The following is a 14,437-nucleotide window of genomic DNA, read 5'->3' as shown; positions in this document are numbered from 1 at the left end:
CCACATCGAGCCACGGAGGCGAAGCAACCGGGTCAAGGAACGGGGAGCTTTATCCTTGTCCCGCACCAGGCCCCCGTAGCTCAGTGGATAGAGCAGGCGCCTTCTAAGCGCTTGGCCGCAGGTTCGAGTCCTGCCGGGGGCGCCACCCCTCGCCCTCCCGATCGGGAGGGCTTTTTGCTGGTCAGGGTGGGTGCAGCCGCACGCAGAGGAGCGCCGGACCGTCCCCCGGTGACCGCGGAGAGGCTCCGGCGCTGTCCGGCTGTCACCGAGTTTCTGCGGGTGGCGGCGGTGAATACGCGGAGAAGTTCTCCGGCCACCGTCAGGCCGTGCAGGCAGGGCGGGGATGGAAGATCGAGCCAGGATCGTTGCTCGACGTCCCCGAGCTGCCTCGAGATGCACAGAGCAGATGGACGTGCGGTCACCCGGCGGCCGGTACGGCGCCCTCGCCGAAGGTGGCGACGTCCTGCGGCGCCATGTCCCCGCGGAGGCGGATGAACCGAGAGGATTGGCGGGCGTCGATGCCGCGTGCTGGGGAAGGGGGGGTCATTCGGCGGTGGAGCTGCCGGGGGTGACCAGGCCCGTCTCGTAGGCGAGGATGACGGCTTGGGCGCGGTCGCGGAGGGCAAGCTTGGCGAAGATCCGGGCGACGTGGGTCTTCACGGTGGCCTCGCTCAGGGTGAGGGCTTCGGCGAGTTCGGTGTTCGACAGGCCCCGGCCCATGAGGGCCAGCACCTCGTGTTCGCGGGGGGTCAGCGGAGCGAGGTCGCGGTGAAGCGGGGGTGTGCGCTCCACGGTCGCCGCATTGGCGAGGCGGTGAGCCGCCTCGGCTCGGCCGACCTCGTAGGTGGTCGCGTAGCGTTCGACCAGACGGCGGGTGATCGAAGGGGCGAGCAGCGCGTCGCCCGTGTTCACCAGCCGCACCGCCGCGGCGAGATGGGCGGCGGTGACGTCCTTGAGCAGGAATCCGCTCGCGCCGGCGGCGAGCGCCGCGTAGACGTACCGGTCGAGGTCGAACGTGGTGAGCATGAGGACCCGACAGCGCGGGAGTAGCCGCAGGACGCGCTTGGCGGCTTCCAGGCCGTCCAGTTTGGGCATGCGGATGTCCATCAGAAGGACGTCCGGGCGTAGCCGCTCGGCTTCTGCCACGGCCTGTACGCCGTTTGCGGCCTCGCCGATGACGTCGATGCCGCGCGAGGTGAGGATGAGGCGGAAGCCGGTTCGGATGAGCTCCTCGTCGTCGGCGATGAGGACGCGCGGGGCAACGGTTTCCTTGCTCGGGCTCGGTCCTGGCTCCTGGGTGTCCAGGATCTGGTCCGGGGCGTGGGGGATGCGGCGGTCGGCGGCGGGCTGGGTCACGGGCGCTCCAGGGGGATGCGTGCGCGGACACGGTACCCGCCACCGACGCGGCGTCGGGCGTCGAAGTGGCCTCCGTAGACGGCGACGCGCTCGCGCAGACCGAGCAGCCCGTGCCCCGCTCCGTCGTTCCGGCACTGGTGGCCACCGGATCGGGCTCCCGTGCCCGATCCGGGGCCGGCGGACAGCACGCTCGGTCCGCTGTTGAGCACCTCGACCCGCAGACCGTGGTCCGCATAGCGCACCATGACGGTCGCCGTGCCGCCGTCGCCATACTTGAGCGCGTTGGTCAGCGCCTCCTGCACGACCCGGTAGGCGGTGACGTCGATGCCGGGCGGCAACGGGCGCGGTTCCCCGGAGATGCGCACCTCGACCGGGAGGCCGGCAAAGGCGATCCGGTCGACCAGGGTGCCCAGTTGACTCAGGCTCGGTTGGGGTGCGAGTGCGGAGGGGTCGCCCTCGCCGTCGCGCCCGGTCCGGTCATCGTCGCCGTCCGGCGACGGTGCCAACAGGCCCATCAGGTGCCGCAGTTCGGTCATCGCCTCACGTCCGGCACCCTCCACGGCCTGCAACGCAGTCTCCGCCGCGTCCGGCAGGGCGGCGAGCACCTCACGGGCCGCGGTCGCCTGCACGACCATCAGGCTGACCTTGTGGCTGACGATGTCGTGCAACTCCCGTGCGATACGGGCCCGTTCGGCCACCACCGCCGTACGGGCGGCAGCCTCCCGCTCGCGCTCCAGCAGCCAGCGCCGGTCCTCCAGAAGCTTGCGGTAGCGGCGGCGAGCGCGCGCCAGCAGCAGGGTGGCGCCCCCGGTCGCCGCCAGGCTCACCGTCACCAGGGCGATGAGCAGCAGGCCCGTCTCCGATCTCCACACGTCGTCCATCGTGCCAGCCGGCCGAGGAGCGGGCGTCCCTCTCCGGGTCCACCCCGTACATCGCCGGTATGACCGCCGCCGTCGGATACCTCCGGGGGCTGACGCTCAGGGCTGCCCACGCCGCCTACCGTCCCTGTCATGACCACCGAAGGCATCAGCGGCACGACTGCGGAGCATGGTCCGGCCGCCGTGCACGAGCAGGACGTCGTCCGGGTGAGCGACCTGCGCAAGGAGTACGGCGACACCGTCGCCCTGAACGGGGTGTCGCTGGAGATCGGCGCCGGGGAGGCGGTGGCGGTGATGGGGCCGTCCGGCTGCGGCAAGTCCACCCTGCTCAACATGATCGCCGGCCTTGACCGGCCGAGCGCCGGCAGGGTGCGTGTGCACGGCGAGGACCTGGGCGCGATGAACGAGACCGGGCTGGCGCTGTTCCGGCGCCGCCGGATCGGCATGATCTTCCAGTTCTTCAATCTCATCGACGACCTGACCACGATCGACAATGTCGCCCTGGCCGCCCAGCTCACCGGAACGCCCGCCCGTCAGGCCCGGCGCCGGGCGCTGGAGCTGCTGGACGAACTCGGCATCGCCGACCGCAGGAACGTCTACCCCGCCGCGCTCAGCGGTGGCGAGCGCCAGCGAGCGGCGGTGGCCCGCGCGCTGATGAACCGGCCCGCGCTGCTGCTGGCGGACGAGCCGACCGGCGCTCTGGACAGCCACGCGGGCGAACAGGTGATGGACCTGCTCATCGATCTCAACGAACTGGGCCAGACCCTGCTGCTGGTGACGCACGACCAGATACTGGCCACCCGCTGTGCCAGCCGCCTGGTAGTGATGGCGGACGGCCGGATCACCGGCGAGCGGACCCTGGAGCGGTCGGCATGAGCGCGGTGTGGAGGGCCTCCCGCGCGGCCGTGCGTCGGCGCCGGTTGCAGACCTCCGTGATCGCGGCAGTGGTCCTCGTTTCCAGTACGGCCCTGGTAGTCGCCCTCGGCCTGCTCGACGTCGCGTCCGGTCCCTTCGACCGGCTCTTCGGTCAGGCGCACGGCGCGCACGTTGTCGCCACCTTCGACGCGTCGAAGGTCTCCGGCGCGGAGCTGGAGCGGACCGCGGAGCGTCCGGGTGTACGGGCTTCGGCCGGGCCGTTTTCGCAAGCCGTGATCGACATGCCGGAAAGCGCGGCGTCCCAGCTGCCCGGAATGGCGCCCGGCCCCCTGACAGTCGTCGGGCGGGCGGACCCCGGTGGCAACGTCGACCGACTGGACCTGTTCGCCGGGCACTGGGCCACCGGTCCGGGCCAGATCGTGCTGGCGTTGCCGGACGCGCCCGGGATGGACAAAGGGCCGCACTCTCCGATCGGCAAGCGGATCCAACTGCCCGGGCAGCGGCCCCTGACCGTGGTGGGACTCGCCTCCAGCCTGAGCGGCACCGCGCAGGCATGGGTCTCACCACAGCAGATCACGGCCTTGCACCCCACGGCGTACCAGATGCTCTACCGGTTCGACCGGGCCGCCACAGCTCGTCAGATCACGGCGGACACCGCGGCGGTGAGAGCCGGCCTGCCGTCCGGATCGCTGGTCGCCCACCAGTCGTACCTGACCTTGAAGGCGCAGGTCGCGGTCAACCCCAACGCCTACGTGCCGTTCCTCCTGGCCTTCGGGGTCCTCGGCCTGCTGGTGGCCGTCCTGATCGTGGGCAACGTGGTGAGCGGCGCCGTCGTCTCCGGCTTCCGCCACATCGGCGTGCTCAAGTCCCTGGGCTTCACGCCCAATCAGGTCGTCGCGGTCTACCTGGTGATGGTCTGCGTCCCCGCCACGGCGGGCGCGCTGGCCGGCACGGCCCTGGGCGGGGTGGTCGCGCCGTCGCTGCTGCACCAGGTCTTCCAGGGCGCGAAGCTCGGCACCGCGACAGTGCACCCGACGATCGGCTCCTGGGCGTACGCGACCGCCGCACTCGGCATGCCCCTGACGGTACTGCTGGCCGCGCTCATCCCGGCCCTGCGCGCACACCGGCTATCCGCGGCACGCGCCATCGGCGCGGGCAGCGCACCGCACGGTGGACGGGGACCGGCGGTGCAGCGGTGGTTGAGCGGGGTGCGGCTGCCGCGCTCGGTGACTCTGGGCCTGGGCCTGCCCTTCGCCCGGCCCGGACGGGCGCTGCTCACCGTCGCCTCGGTCCTGCTCGGTGTGGCCACGGTGACCTTCGCCACCGGCCTGTCGGCCACCATGGTCTCCTACGGCCACGCGGAACAGGACTACGGCACGGCACAGTCGACCGTCTGGCGAGGACAGACCAAGTTCGATCAGACGGCCCCGCGTCACAACGACGCCGCAACGCAGAATCTCCTGCGCTCTCTGCCGGATGTCGCAGACGTGGCCGCAGTGGGCTTCATCAACGTACGGATCCTCGGCCGGAGCGAAGGAGTGGCGATCGAGGGCGTGCGCGGGGGACGGTCTACTCTCCCGGACAGCCTGGCGCGGGGCCGCTGGATGAGCAGACCCGGCGAAGTGGTGGCCTCCGGCAGATTCCTTGCCAAACAGGGGCTGCGGCTCGGCGACTCCTTCACCCTGACCGCAGCGGACGGCCGCCAGGAGCGCGTGACCCTGGTCGGGGAGATCCTGGCCGGCCCGGAGGACTGGATGCGCGCGGACTGGTCGACGGTGACCGCTTTGGCACCGGACGCGCAGGCCAACCAGTACTGGGTGCACCTCACCCGCGGCGCCGACTTCAACGCCTACACGAAGGCCGTACAAGCCGCCGACCCGGGGCTCTACCCGGCAAAAAACACCATGCTGAACACGGACGCCGTGACCGTCATCAGCTCGGCCTCCGCACTGACGCTGATGCTGACGCTGGTCGCAGCGATGGGCGTGTTCAACACCGTCGTACTCAACGCGCGGGAGCGCCAGCGCGACCTCGGGATGCTCAAGTCCATCGGCATGACGCCACGCCAGGTCACGGTGATGATGGTGGTGTCCATGGCCGGACTCGGGCTGGTCGGCGGGATCCTGGGACTGCCGCTCGGAGTCGCCGCGTACCACGTGGTGATCCCGATCACCGAGCACGCGGCCCAACTCACCTTTCCCGCTCGGATGCTGGACGTGTGGCACCCAGGGTTGATGACGTTGCTGGTGCTGGCCGGGGTGGCGATCGCCGCACTGGGTGCGGTGCTGCCGGCGCGTGCGGCGGCCCGGCAGACCATCGCCCGCGTCCTGCACACCGAGTGACGGCCGGCGGTCGTCCCTGCTGCGGCGTCGACGCGTCAGACGAGACCTCCGTCGGCCCCAGCATCACCGTGTCGGACGCCAAGACCACGTCGGCGTGCGCATGCCAGAGCTGAAACGCATGTACGGGGTCGGGTCCCTCATGTTGAGGGACCCGACCCCGCTTTCGTCGTGGACAACGGACAATCTCAAACCCTGTCCATAACTTGGGCTGAAAGATCAAGCCGCCAGGCAGCGCTCCGGGCGGAGGCAACTGGTCACAGGCCTGCGCCATCGGTTCTACCCAGGGCCGTAGCGCCATACGTCCGGTCTACGAATTGCTCATCCCACGCCTCACCAGTTGGGCGACAACTCTCCTGTATGGCAGGCCCACACACGGCGTGTCCAACGCCAGTGACGGCAACGCTGACGGCAACGACGGCGGACGACAGTGGTGCTCGGCAGCCGGGCACAGTGGCCGCAGGGGGCGATGAACCCAGCCCACCAAGACCTGTCCGCGCCTTCTAAGCGCTTGGCCGAAGGTTCGAGTCCTGCCGGGGGCGCCATCCCCTGTGTGGTGCTCTCATCCCGCCACCGCCACCGCCCACCGCCGCCCCGGACAGGGCCGAGCAGACGCGCCCCAGGGCCGCTCCTCAGTGGGTGGATCGACGGCGGAGGGGATGAGGGCTGGGGTGAGTGGTGGCTGATGAAAGGCCGAGTGCCCCACCACGGCCGGGGTATGAAAGCCCCAAAAAATAGCGGTGAGCCTTTGCCTGCCCGCGGTTATCCTGCCTCGTCCCGAACAGGCTAGGGAGGCTCTCCACCATGAGCAGCACCATGTCGTCCTTTCCCGAGCGGATCGAGCTCTCGGGGGAGGGTCTCGTCCTCCGCGACTGGACGGAGGCGGACCTGGCCGCGATGCCGGAGCTGTTCGACCACCCCGACATCGCGTACTGGACACCGATCGTCTCCCCCTTCGACGAAGCAGCCGCCCGCGCACGGCTGGACCGGGCCCGGCAGCTGCGGACGGACGGCACGACCATCCTGCTCGCCATCACCGTCGACGGCGGCGCACCACTCGGCGAGGTGATGCTGCGGCGAGCCTCCGAGGGCACGGAGCTCGGCTACGCGATCGGCCCGGCGCACCGCGGCCAGGGACTGGCGGCGCGGGCGGTGCGGGTGATGGCCGCGTACGCCTTCGAGCAGCTGGGCGCGAGGCAGGTGATCCTGGAGCTGGAGGCCGAGAACGCCGCCAGCGTCGCCGTAGCCACCAAGGCCGGCTTCGGACTGCTCGACGTGCCGCTGATCACGGGTGAGGAGAAGGGGCGACCCTACGCCCTGCAGACGTGGGGTCTGAACCGCCCCTGACCCTCTGCCTCCACCAGGGGGTTGGCCTGCGTCGGCGGCCCCGCATGATCGCCCTGACAGGGATGAGGACAGACCCGCAAAGACCGGCGAGACGGTCCCGGGTCGCTCTGGGATCCGCAGGTGTTCGAGACCATCGACGCACAGGTGCGGCCCAGCTGGACCCTTGTCCTGCAGGACGGCCACATGACGCCGGCCCCTGCCCTCTGGCAACGCCCCGGCCTCTGGAACGACTACTTCGACGACGTGCCGCAGGCCTTGGCGGACTTCCGGGCCGCCAAGCACGAGCTGCTCAACAGCGCCTGACACCTGGGGAGGTGACCCACATGCCGGCAGCAGACGGCCCGCCGCATGCCACTCTCGTGCCAGAACGGACGGGGGCTCACGGGGAACCGGAGTGCCCAGGGGGTGGCTTCAGCCGGACTCCGCCAAGACCGAAAATCCGCAGGTCGCGCTCACGGCCGCCCAACCTCGCTCCTAAAGCGGTGATTGCTCGCCCCACCGCTGCAGGCGGGCGCAGGCCACCAGTGCGCTGCCGTCTTCGGTGAAGTAGAACAGGAAGGTCCATTTCCGATCGGCAGAATTGATCAGCCCTCCGCGCACCGGCCGGCCATGCTCGCGGAGGAGCTGCACCATCCGTTCCAGCCCGAGAGGTTCGACTCCGCGCAGCCGCATGCGCCGAAGTCGGAGTGCGAAGACCCCGGCATGCCGCTCTGCGGGATGCGTCGTATCCCACGCTGCGGTACAGCAGCCGGGTACCGCAACCCAGCAATCGCCCGCGTCCTGAAGCGTCCCTCCGGGGCCCGGTAGGCCCGAATGGTGGAGATCCGCCGGCTCACCGCAGCCGCGGCCGGGACGGCGCCGGCGTCCTGCTACGGGCGCTGGATCGTCCCGTCCGCCGAGATGTGGGCGGCGTGCGGGCCGAAGTCCTCCTCCGACACGCTGGAGACGAGGTCGATCGCCTCGCCGCCCGGCTCCGGCGTGCCGGGCTCCACGATCCGAGTCGGGCGCAGGCGCCCGGACACGTAGGTGCCGTCGGGGCGGAGGGTCAGTTGCAGCACGCCGCTGGTGGAGAGTGTGCCGCCGAGGCCGAGCACCTTGTAGCCGGAGAAGTTCCCCAGGCTGTAGGCGATCAGTCGGCCCTTGTAGAACTCCATCCCCCGCATCACGTGCGGGCCGCTGCCCACGACGAGGTCGGCGCCGGCGTCGATCACCGCACGGCTGAAGCGGTAGCAGTCACCGCGGTCCTCGCCGAGGAAGTACTCGGTGCCGGGCTCTACGTGGGTGCGGTCCGAGCCCTCCGCGCCGGCGTGCATGATGACGATCACGACGTCCGCCATCTTTGCGGCGCGGGCGGTGAGTCGCTTCGCCTCGGGGATGTTCGTGAGGTCGTTCGCCCCTCGGTCGGGAGCGAACCCGATCACCGCGACCCTGATGCCGTGCAGCCGCTGGATGGCGATCTGGCCCAGGCGGCCGGTGAACGGCAGGTTCACGGAGCGCAGGGCGGCGAACGTCTGGCGTCGCCCCTCCGCCCCGAAGTCGTCGACATGATTGTTCGCCAGGTTCAGGACCGTGAACCCGGCCTTCTTGAGCCAGCGGCCGTAGGACGGCGGGGCGTGGAACGCGAAGCAGTTCGGGCTGTCGTTGTCGTCGCACTTGCTGGAACCGCCGGTGGTGAGTGTGCCCTCCAGGTTCCCGAGCACCACGTCTCCGGCGAGAAGGCCGTCGACAGGGTCGAAGAACGAGGCGCCGTCGTCCGGCGGCAGGTCGTCCGGCAGCGAGCCCATCACGATGTCTCCCACGGCGGCGATCCGCACGTTGCCGGCAGGGCGCGGCGGCGCCGGCGCACCGGACGCCGTGGTCCCGGTCGTCCGCAGGGGGGCTTGGGCGGAGCCGACGGAGGCTGTGTCCTCGGAGCCGGCGCGGAATCCGAACGCCGCCGCCACAACCACCACGCCGGTCCCGACCAGACCGAGGGCGAACAGGCGGTGACGGCGCACCGGATTCTGCCGCTCGCGCCGCGGCCGGGGTCGCCGTTCGACGGATCTGATCATTGGCTCATGCTACGAAGCGGACGCCCTTCCTCCGCGGAGGGTCATCGGCTGGCGTGTTCCTGACGGCGTCTCCGTTCGCGCTCGACGCCGTCCCGCGCAGCCTCGCGGCACGGGCACGAGCCCGGCGGGCCCGGGCAGGGTCCGGCAAGGCGCAGACCGTGCCCGGGAGGGCACGGCTGACGAGGTCCGCCCAGGTCCCACAGAGCTGCCGTACGGAGCCGGCGGCAAGACCGTGGCCTTCGAAATCGCACAGAAGGGTCAGAGGTCCATCTGTTCGTCCGTGGCCGAACGACGGCCTCCGTACGAGGTGACCAGCGCGTCAGCGACGGCCGCCGCGTCCGCATCGGCCACGTCCGCCGGGTACTCCGGCAGCAGGTCGTCCCAGACGGGCATCCACGACCCGTACAGCTGGGCCTGCCCCTCGGGCCTGGCGAAGAACCAGATGTGAAGGTGTGCGGCTCCGTCCCCGATCCGATAGACGTGGGCCCGGGAGATGTTCGGCAGTGCCTGCACATGGCGGACGAGGTGAGTGGTGAGCACCCCCAGTTCGGCGGCCAGTTCGTCGGGCAGATCCGCCATGTCGTAGTGGTCCCGGGGGTACAGCATCAGCACCAGCGGCACGCCGACACCCGTGACCCGGGCCAGTCGCCAGCGTTCGTCGAACCAGATGCCTTCATCTCGGGCGCGGCACACGTCGCAGTTCGCCGGGTCCTCGCCGTGCCGTTCCGGCTCGGGCAGAACGGGCGGGCGCAGCGGCGCGACGCGAAGTCCGTCAGGTTCGAACGGGCTCATGTCCCAGCTGGTCATCCGTGCCAACGGAAGCCGAAGCTCGCCGTCCGCGGCCGCACGTGCGTGGTCGTGGAACTCATCAGGTCGCAAGGCCATGATCGGAGACTAACGCGGTCCATCGGCGCCCCGGCAGTCGATGTGATCAGCTGTTGAGCGGACCGGCGCATGCGGGCGTGGAGCCGGTCACCCCCGGGCGGTCGATGATCCGGGCCGGCGGATTCCCCCGGATCGCCGCCGACTGCGGCGGGTCGCCCGAACAGAGGCCTCCCCGTCGTTACTGAAGCCGTCCGGCCATTCGGGGGAGTCGAGGCGGCGGGACCGCCGAGCACGTCACGGACCGTCAGCTGCTTTTTTCCTGCTCGCAGCATGATTCGGAGCCGGGACAGACCGACGCCCGGCCCCTCCCCCGGTATCGATGGCCCATACAAGCGAGGGTTACGGACATATCCGGTTTTTGTAACACGAATCGCTTCGTGGATCCGGTGTCGCCGTGGAGGGCCACAGTGTGAGACCTCGGCACGGAGCCGGGAATTCCGGATTGCACGCCCCGGCCCCGACCAGGGCCGGTAGGCACGAACGTGAGGTGACAGATTCATGTCTGTTTCTCGTACGACGGTCCGCCTGATCGCCACCTTTGTGGCTTCGGGCGCCCTCGTCGGCGCGGCCGCCATGCCCGCCCTGGCAGCCGGAGCCGACCATGACCGTGACAACGGGAGGAGTTACTCACACGGCTACAGAAGCGACCGCCACCACGACGGTCACTTCGGCGACCGGGACTGGGACCGGGACCGAGGCTGGGACCGGGGCCGAGGCTGGGACCGGGGCCGAGGGTGGGACGGCGACGGGGGCTGGGGACGGGACCGTGACCGTGATCGGGACCGGGGCTGGCACCACGGCTGGTACCCCGACCGGCACCGGGATCACGACCGCTACTTCGGCCACCGCTAGCCCGCCTCGGCGGCGGTGCCGTGACGCGGAGGCCGACCACACCCTCTGCCACCCGCCGTCGTAGCCGGCACAACCGCTGCATCCCGCCGGAGGGCCGAAGACCGCTGAGGAATGGTCTTCGGCCCTCCGGCCGTGTGACGCAAGCCGGGGAACGGGCCGGGCACCACTGTGAGTCGGGGAAGCGAGCAGGTGGGCCGGACGACTGCCGGCGTGCCCTGTGACTGATCAGGCGGGGATCCAGTCGGGCCACTGTGGCGGGACGTTGCTCACGGGGCAGAGGCCGGAGTCGCCGGGACAGCCGTCCAGCGTCCCTCGGGTCGCGAAGAACCACCATGCCGGCCACACCGTCGCGACAACCACCGGCAGCGTCGGCAGTGAGACGCGGACCGCCGTCGGCGCGCGAAGCACCGTGCGTCGGCCGATTGGCCCGGGCCACAAGCCCGACGAGTGCTTCTGCTCCCACGACCAGAGGGAGCAGAAAGTTGAGTTCGAGACGTCCGCCGGCGTCGTAACCCGCGTCGCAGTACGCGTGCGCCCAGACGGTCAGCGACCAGGCGACGCAGCCCATCGCGGCTCCGAACAATGCGGAGACCGCCCAGGGGAGGCAGGAGTTGGATCTCGGCTCGACTGTGTCCACGACACGGCACGCCATCGAACTCGGCATGCGCGGTTCCGCCGAGCGCCCGCCCAAGCGGTGACATCGCTGCCACGACGGCTTTCAAGTCTGTTGCGGCGGTGGGGGGTTGCTGATTCGATCCTCGAATGGCAGAGATCAAGGAGCCCTGGGGGCTCAGTGTGCTCGGTGCAGGGCACGTGTCGGCGGAGCCGCGGCTGGCCCAGGCAAAGCTTGCCGTCGACCTCCTGGCACCGACACCCGAAGAGGCCTTCGAACAGGCCGGAGCGGCAGTTGTCAGGCTGCGGACCGTGCTGCGGGAGCACGGAATACCCGACTCCGACGTATCCGGATCGCGCCTCGCCCTCCAGTCGGAGTTCAAGGGTTACGGCGCGGACCGGACGTTCCACGGCTATCGCTGCGAGGCGACGTACACCGTGCAGACCGAAGCCCTTGACCGGCTCGAACTTCTGATTGAGGACGCCGTCCGGGCCGGCGCGAACCGAGTCGACGAGGTGCACTTCGATGTGCTCGACAAGCCGTCGCTCCGGGACGAGGCCCGCCGCAGGGCAGTCGGGGCCGCACGGCGCAAAGCAGAGGTCTACGCGGACGCCTGCGGTGTGCGACTCGGCCCTGTGGTGCACATTCAGGACGTCGATCCGGAATCGGTCGGGCTGCGCAGCCACGGGAGCCGTATCGGAGGCGATCCCGAATCCGACGGTGTCTTCGCTCCCGGGGCGGTGCGCGTCGAGGCCGCGGTGTTGCTCGGCTTCAGCCTGCTGCCCGACTAGTTTCTTCCGGCGGTGCGCGGATCAGCCCCTGGCTACGCGGGAGGGGCGTAGGGGTTCCCGTCGGGCGTCATCGGGCCGCCCCACCACGCCCCCGGCGGCGGGACAGGAGTCCAGTCCGGGCCCCGGTGATCCAGCCACCACCTGCCGATGGTGTGGAACTTCTCCTCGAAGCTGCGATCCCAGCTGAGGAACCCGGTGATCGGCGCCCGCAGGCGGGTACGACGGCCGCCCGTCTCGTAGATCACGACGGTCCGGCTGCCGAAGAGGGACTCGATCCGGACGGCCTGGACGTTCGACCACGGGACGGTCCTGCGGCGGAAGTTGTGCACGACGGCCGCCGACGGCGTGAGAGTGACCCCGAAGGGCCGCGAGATGACCAGTGCCACGGGCAGCAGAACGGCCCACACGAGCAGTGAGAAACGTAGCGGGCCGAACGGTCCGCCATCCAGCCAGAGCAAGACCTGGAGCGCCACGATGAAGAGGGCGGGCAGCGTGGACAGCAGGCGCTGGAGGCGCGTCAGCCGGTAACGGATGCGCTCCGGCGGCACAGCCTCGACCTGCGATTGCTCCATCGATCCCCGCCCCTTGCACAACGCAGCCGACACCGGCCCATCCCCGCCAGGGCAGCATGACGGACCAGGGGCGCGCTGTCCATCCACCTGCCACTCCGCCTGACCGGAGTTGAGTACGGGTGCTCATGCGCATCACCTTCAGCCGCGGCACCCTGCATCCATGACCGACACCCTTTCAGCCCCGGAGCGCCGACTGCCCTGGTCGCGCCGAACACGCCTGGGCGTGGACCTCGCCTTCGCGATCCCGCTGCTCCTGTTGGAGACCGCGTGGCTCGTGCTGGACTGGATATACGGCTTCGGACTGGAGGTATGGGCAGCGCAAGGTGACCGAGCGCGGATCGACGCGGCCGGCCTCGCGCACATCGGGCGGCTACGGACGCTGCTGATCGTCGTACTCGTCCTGGCAGTTGTCGCGGTGATCTTCCGCGCCCGCTGGACGGTGGTCGCCCACCTGCTGGTGGCCCTCCTGGTGGGCGGATCGCTGACGACCGCGCGGCACGAGTGGGACCACAGCCACTCCCCGTCGTCCGGTTGCGTCCGCTACAGCGCGAACTGTTGAGACAGCCAGGTGCCGGTCTCGGCCCTGGCCGACTTCAACTCGCGTGCACCGGCAGCCAGGTACGGGTGCCGGAGAGCCATGTGCGCCAGACATGCCGGGTGTTCGCTATCGCGGGACGGTCCAGAAGCCACAGCACGTAGCTCGCGTGAAGCTGTGCCGCCGGGTTGTCGGAGCACTTCGCCCTGTGGAGCCTGTCGCGCAGTTCGTCTCCGTCCACTGCTCGGGCCACACGCACGTACTCACGGTCCTTGCACCGGTAGGTCCGCCGGACCACGAGGCCGACCAGATCGACCAGTCTCGCTCTCGCCCGCAGCCCGGCTCTGAACCACAGCCCGGGGAAGGGGCCTTCGTGCAAACGGGCAAACGCAGCCTCTGCCTCCATGGAGGCTCCAGCGTGCCGGTCCAGGGCCGCAGCGCGCTCAGCGGCGTCCGGTGATGTCAGGCCGTAAGCCCATGCCAAACCCTCGGCCCACTCATGGTCGCCGACGCCCGGGCCAGCCGCTTCTGTCACAGGAAAGATCATCTCGTGAGGGGACGGGCGACCGCTGCTCAATGGGCTCGGTGCACCGTGGCCCTGGACAGGGCCACCGCATCGCGGTGCCGGTCGTCCGCGGCCGTCGTCCATGAGATCCACGCGGTCGAGACGTGGGCGGCCGGTATCGGCCCGGTGCCGGGCCTAGTCCGTTCTTCGGCTACGGGCAGCTCCACCACAACAACGGAACCTGGGACCTGACCTTCCACAGGACGGACGGTGTGGCCGGGACGGTCAGGGCGCGGCCGAGGCCGGCTCGCGGAGCATGAACACGTCGACCGGGTCCTCGGTCTCGACGGTGAAGCCGTGCCGCTCGTACAGCCGCCGGGCCGGGCTGCCCTGCAGCACCTGCAGCCGGACCGGGGTGCCGTCACGGTCGCAGCGCTCCAGCAGCTCGCGCAGTACGGCCCCGCCGATGCCGCTGCCCTGCAGGTGCGGGGCGAGGTAGAAGTGTTCCAGCCAGTGGGCGTCGGCGGCCGGGCGCAGTGCGACGCAGCCGGCGAACGCGCCGGCCGCCTCGATCACCCAGGTGTGCGCCGGCGCGAACCTGTCCCGCAGCCGCTGCCGCACCCGCTGCTCGTCGTAGCGCCCGAGCCGCTCCAGGTCCGCCCGCATCACCACGGCCCGCAGCTCGGCCAGCGGCTCGAGGTCCGCCATCGACGCCGACCGTATCTCCCAGTCCGCCATGATCGCCAGGCTATCGCGCCGTGAACTGCACGTTCCTACCGGAGCATGGCACGGGATCCACCCGCGCCGGCTCCGTCCCGCCGGATACGGCCCGGCCTG

At 70.4% G+C, this 14,437-nt stretch carries 15 protein-coding genes and 1 tRNA gene; 8 read left to right on the top strand and 8 right to left on the bottom strand.

What is annotated here, in order from left to right; genetic code table 11:
- The first annotated feature begins 69 nt into the window (after positions 1–69).
- A tRNA-Arg gene (locus FB157_RS10390) sits at positions 70–145 on the top strand.
- A gap of 398 nt (positions 146–543) precedes the next feature.
- On the opposite strand, the gene FB157_RS10385 is transcribed toward FB157_RS10390, so the two are convergent.
- Together FB157_RS10385 and FB157_RS10380 are read right to left on the bottom strand one after the other, a co-directional pair.
- Positions 544–1,305, bottom strand: coding sequence for a response regulator transcription factor (locus FB157_RS10385; protein WP_145878666.1), 762 nt, complete (start codon positions 1,303–1,305; stop codon positions 544–546).
- A gap of 47 nt (positions 1,306–1,352) precedes the next feature.
- The gene (locus FB157_RS10380; protein WP_145878229.1) at positions 1,353–2,237 is read right to left on the bottom strand and encodes a sensor histidine kinase; all 885 of its coding nucleotides are present in this window, start codon (positions 2,235–2,237) and stop codon (positions 1,353–1,355) included.
- 129 nt (positions 2,238–2,366) lie between these two features.
- On the opposite strand from FB157_RS10380, the gene FB157_RS10375 reads away from it, so the two are divergent.
- The 4 genes from FB157_RS10375 to FB157_RS10360 all read left to right on the top strand — a co-directional run bounded on the left by FB157_RS10375 (position 2,367) and on the right by FB157_RS10360 (position 7,099).
- Complete coding sequence (locus FB157_RS10375; protein WP_145878228.1) at positions 2,367–3,110, top strand: ABC transporter ATP-binding protein; 744 nt, start codon at positions 2,367–2,369, stop codon at positions 3,108–3,110.
- Complete coding sequence (locus FB157_RS10370) at positions 3,107–5,452, top strand: ABC transporter permease (protein ID WP_145878213.1); 2,346 nt, start codon at positions 3,107–3,109, stop codon at positions 5,450–5,452. The genes FB157_RS10375 and FB157_RS10370 overlap by 4 nt, the downstream gene beginning before the upstream one ends.
- A gap of 801 nt (positions 5,453–6,253) precedes the next feature.
- Positions 6,254–6,796: a GNAT family N-acetyltransferase gene (locus FB157_RS10365; RefSeq protein ID WP_145878211.1), complete on the top strand. Its 543-nt coding sequence runs from the start codon at positions 6,254–6,256 to the stop codon at positions 6,794–6,796.
- 120 nt (positions 6,797–6,916) lie between these two features.
- On the top strand, positions 6,917–7,099 hold the full coding sequence (locus FB157_RS10360; protein WP_145878209.1) for a hypothetical protein: 183 nt from the start codon (positions 6,917–6,919) through the stop codon (positions 7,097–7,099).
- A gap of 171 nt (positions 7,100–7,270) precedes the next feature.
- Here the strand turns inward: FB157_RS10360 and FB157_RS10355 are convergent, their stop codons facing one another.
- The 3 genes from FB157_RS10355 to FB157_RS10345 form a co-directional block, all read right to left on the bottom strand.
- Positions 7,271–7,468: a hypothetical protein gene (locus tag FB157_RS10355; RefSeq protein WP_261386243.1), complete on the bottom strand. Its 198-nt coding sequence runs from the start codon at positions 7,466–7,468 to the stop codon at positions 7,271–7,273.
- A gap of 197 nt (positions 7,469–7,665) precedes the next feature.
- A complete protein-coding gene (locus FB157_RS10350) occupies positions 7,666–8,847 on the bottom strand; it encodes a CapA family protein (protein WP_145878207.1) in 1,182 nt (393 codons plus the stop codon).
- A gap of 258 nt (positions 8,848–9,105) precedes the next feature.
- On the bottom strand, positions 9,106–9,732 hold the full coding sequence (locus FB157_RS10345; RefSeq protein WP_145878205.1) for a hypothetical protein: 627 nt from the start codon (positions 9,730–9,732) through the stop codon (positions 9,106–9,108).
- Positions 9,733–10,230: 498 nt separating this feature from the next.
- Between FB157_RS10345 and FB157_RS10340 the strand changes: the two genes are divergently transcribed.
- Positions 10,231–10,584 carry a hypothetical protein gene (locus FB157_RS10340; protein ID WP_145878203.1) on the top strand — a complete coding sequence of 118 codons (354 nt, stop codon included), beginning with the start codon at positions 10,231–10,233 and terminating at the stop codon, positions 10,582–10,584.
- A gap of 762 nt (positions 10,585–11,346) precedes the next feature.
- Positions 11,347–11,988 carry an SIMPL domain-containing protein gene (locus FB157_RS10330; RefSeq protein ID WP_145878201.1) on the top strand — a complete coding sequence of 214 codons (642 nt, stop codon included), beginning with the start codon at positions 11,347–11,349 and terminating at the stop codon, positions 11,986–11,988.
- A gap of 32 nt (positions 11,989–12,020) precedes the next feature.
- Here FB157_RS10330 and FB157_RS10325 read toward each other — a convergent pair whose 3' ends face one another.
- On the bottom strand, positions 12,021–12,560 hold the full coding sequence (locus FB157_RS10325; RefSeq protein ID WP_145878199.1) for a hypothetical protein: 540 nt from the start codon (positions 12,558–12,560) through the stop codon (positions 12,021–12,023).
- Positions 12,561–12,720: 160 nt separating this feature from the next.
- Here FB157_RS10325 and FB157_RS10320 point away from each other — a divergent pair, with 160 nt between their 5' ends.
- Complete coding sequence (locus FB157_RS10320) at positions 12,721–13,119, top strand: DUF6234 family protein (RefSeq protein ID WP_145878197.1); 399 nt, start codon at positions 12,721–12,723, stop codon at positions 13,117–13,119.
- A gap of 34 nt (positions 13,120–13,153) precedes the next feature.
- On the opposite strand, the gene FB157_RS10315 is transcribed toward FB157_RS10320, so the two are convergent.
- Both FB157_RS10315 and FB157_RS10310 read right to left on the bottom strand, forming a co-directional pair.
- Positions 13,154–13,501 carry a hypothetical protein gene (locus FB157_RS10315; RefSeq protein ID WP_261386242.1) on the bottom strand — a complete coding sequence of 116 codons (348 nt, stop codon included), beginning with the start codon at positions 13,499–13,501 and terminating at the stop codon, positions 13,154–13,156.
- Between the two features lie 384 nt (positions 13,502–13,885).
- Positions 13,886–14,338 (bottom strand): GNAT family N-acetyltransferase, encoded by a 453-nt coding sequence (locus FB157_RS10310; RefSeq protein WP_145878194.1) that lies wholly within the window; start codon positions 14,336–14,338, stop codon positions 13,886–13,888.
- Positions 14,339–14,437 lie beyond the last annotated feature (99 nt).

Source organism: Streptomyces sp. BK340, from assembly GCF_007827595.1.
In the GTDB taxonomy this organism is placed as follows: domain Bacteria; phylum Actinomycetota; class Actinomycetes; order Streptomycetales; family Streptomycetaceae; genus Streptomyces.
This window is presented reverse-complemented; position numbering and strand designations above follow the sequence as displayed.

Bases quoted from the DNA above. Each gene is read 5' to 3' on its own strand.
- FB157_RS10340 (WP_145878203.1), top strand. From the start codon at position 10,231: ATGTCTGTTTCTCGTACGACGGTCCGCCTGATCGCCACCTTTGTGGCT.
- FB157_RS10350 (WP_145878207.1), bottom strand. From the start codon at position 8,847: ATGATCAGATCCGTCGAACGGCGACCCCGGCCGCGGCGCGAGCGGCAG.
- FB157_RS10310 (WP_145878194.1), bottom strand. From the start codon at position 14,338: ATGGCGGACTGGGAGATACGGTCGGCGTCGATGGCGGACCTCGAGCCG.
- FB157_RS10370 (WP_145878213.1), top strand. From the start codon at position 3,107: ATGAGCGCGGTGTGGAGGGCCTCCCGCGCGGCCGTGCGTCGGCGCCGG.
- FB157_RS10375 (WP_145878228.1), top strand. From the start codon at position 2,367: ATGACCACCGAAGGCATCAGCGGCACGACTGCGGAGCATGGTCCGGCC.
- FB157_RS10315 (WP_261386242.1), bottom strand. From the start codon at position 13,501: ATGGAGGCAGAGGCTGCGTTTGCCCGTTTGCACGAAGGCCCCTTCCCC.
- FB157_RS10345 (WP_145878205.1), bottom strand. From the start codon at position 9,732: ATGGCCTTGCGACCTGATGAGTTCCACGACCACGCACGTGCGGCCGCG.
- FB157_RS10380 (WP_145878229.1), bottom strand. From the start codon at position 2,237: ATGGACGACGTGTGGAGATCGGAGACGGGCCTGCTGCTCATCGCCCTG.
- FB157_RS10330 (WP_145878201.1), top strand. From the start codon at position 11,347: ATGGCAGAGATCAAGGAGCCCTGGGGGCTCAGTGTGCTCGGTGCAGGG.
- FB157_RS10320 (WP_145878197.1), top strand. From the start codon at position 12,721: ATGACCGACACCCTTTCAGCCCCGGAGCGCCGACTGCCCTGGTCGCGC.
- FB157_RS10325 (WP_145878199.1), bottom strand. From the start codon at position 12,560: ATGGAGCAATCGCAGGTCGAGGCTGTGCCGCCGGAGCGCATCCGTTAC.
- FB157_RS10365 (WP_145878211.1), top strand. From the start codon at position 6,254: ATGAGCAGCACCATGTCGTCCTTTCCCGAGCGGATCGAGCTCTCGGGG.
- FB157_RS10355 (WP_261386243.1), bottom strand. From the start codon at position 7,468: ATGCGGCTGCGCGGAGTCGAACCTCTCGGGCTGGAACGGATGGTGCAG.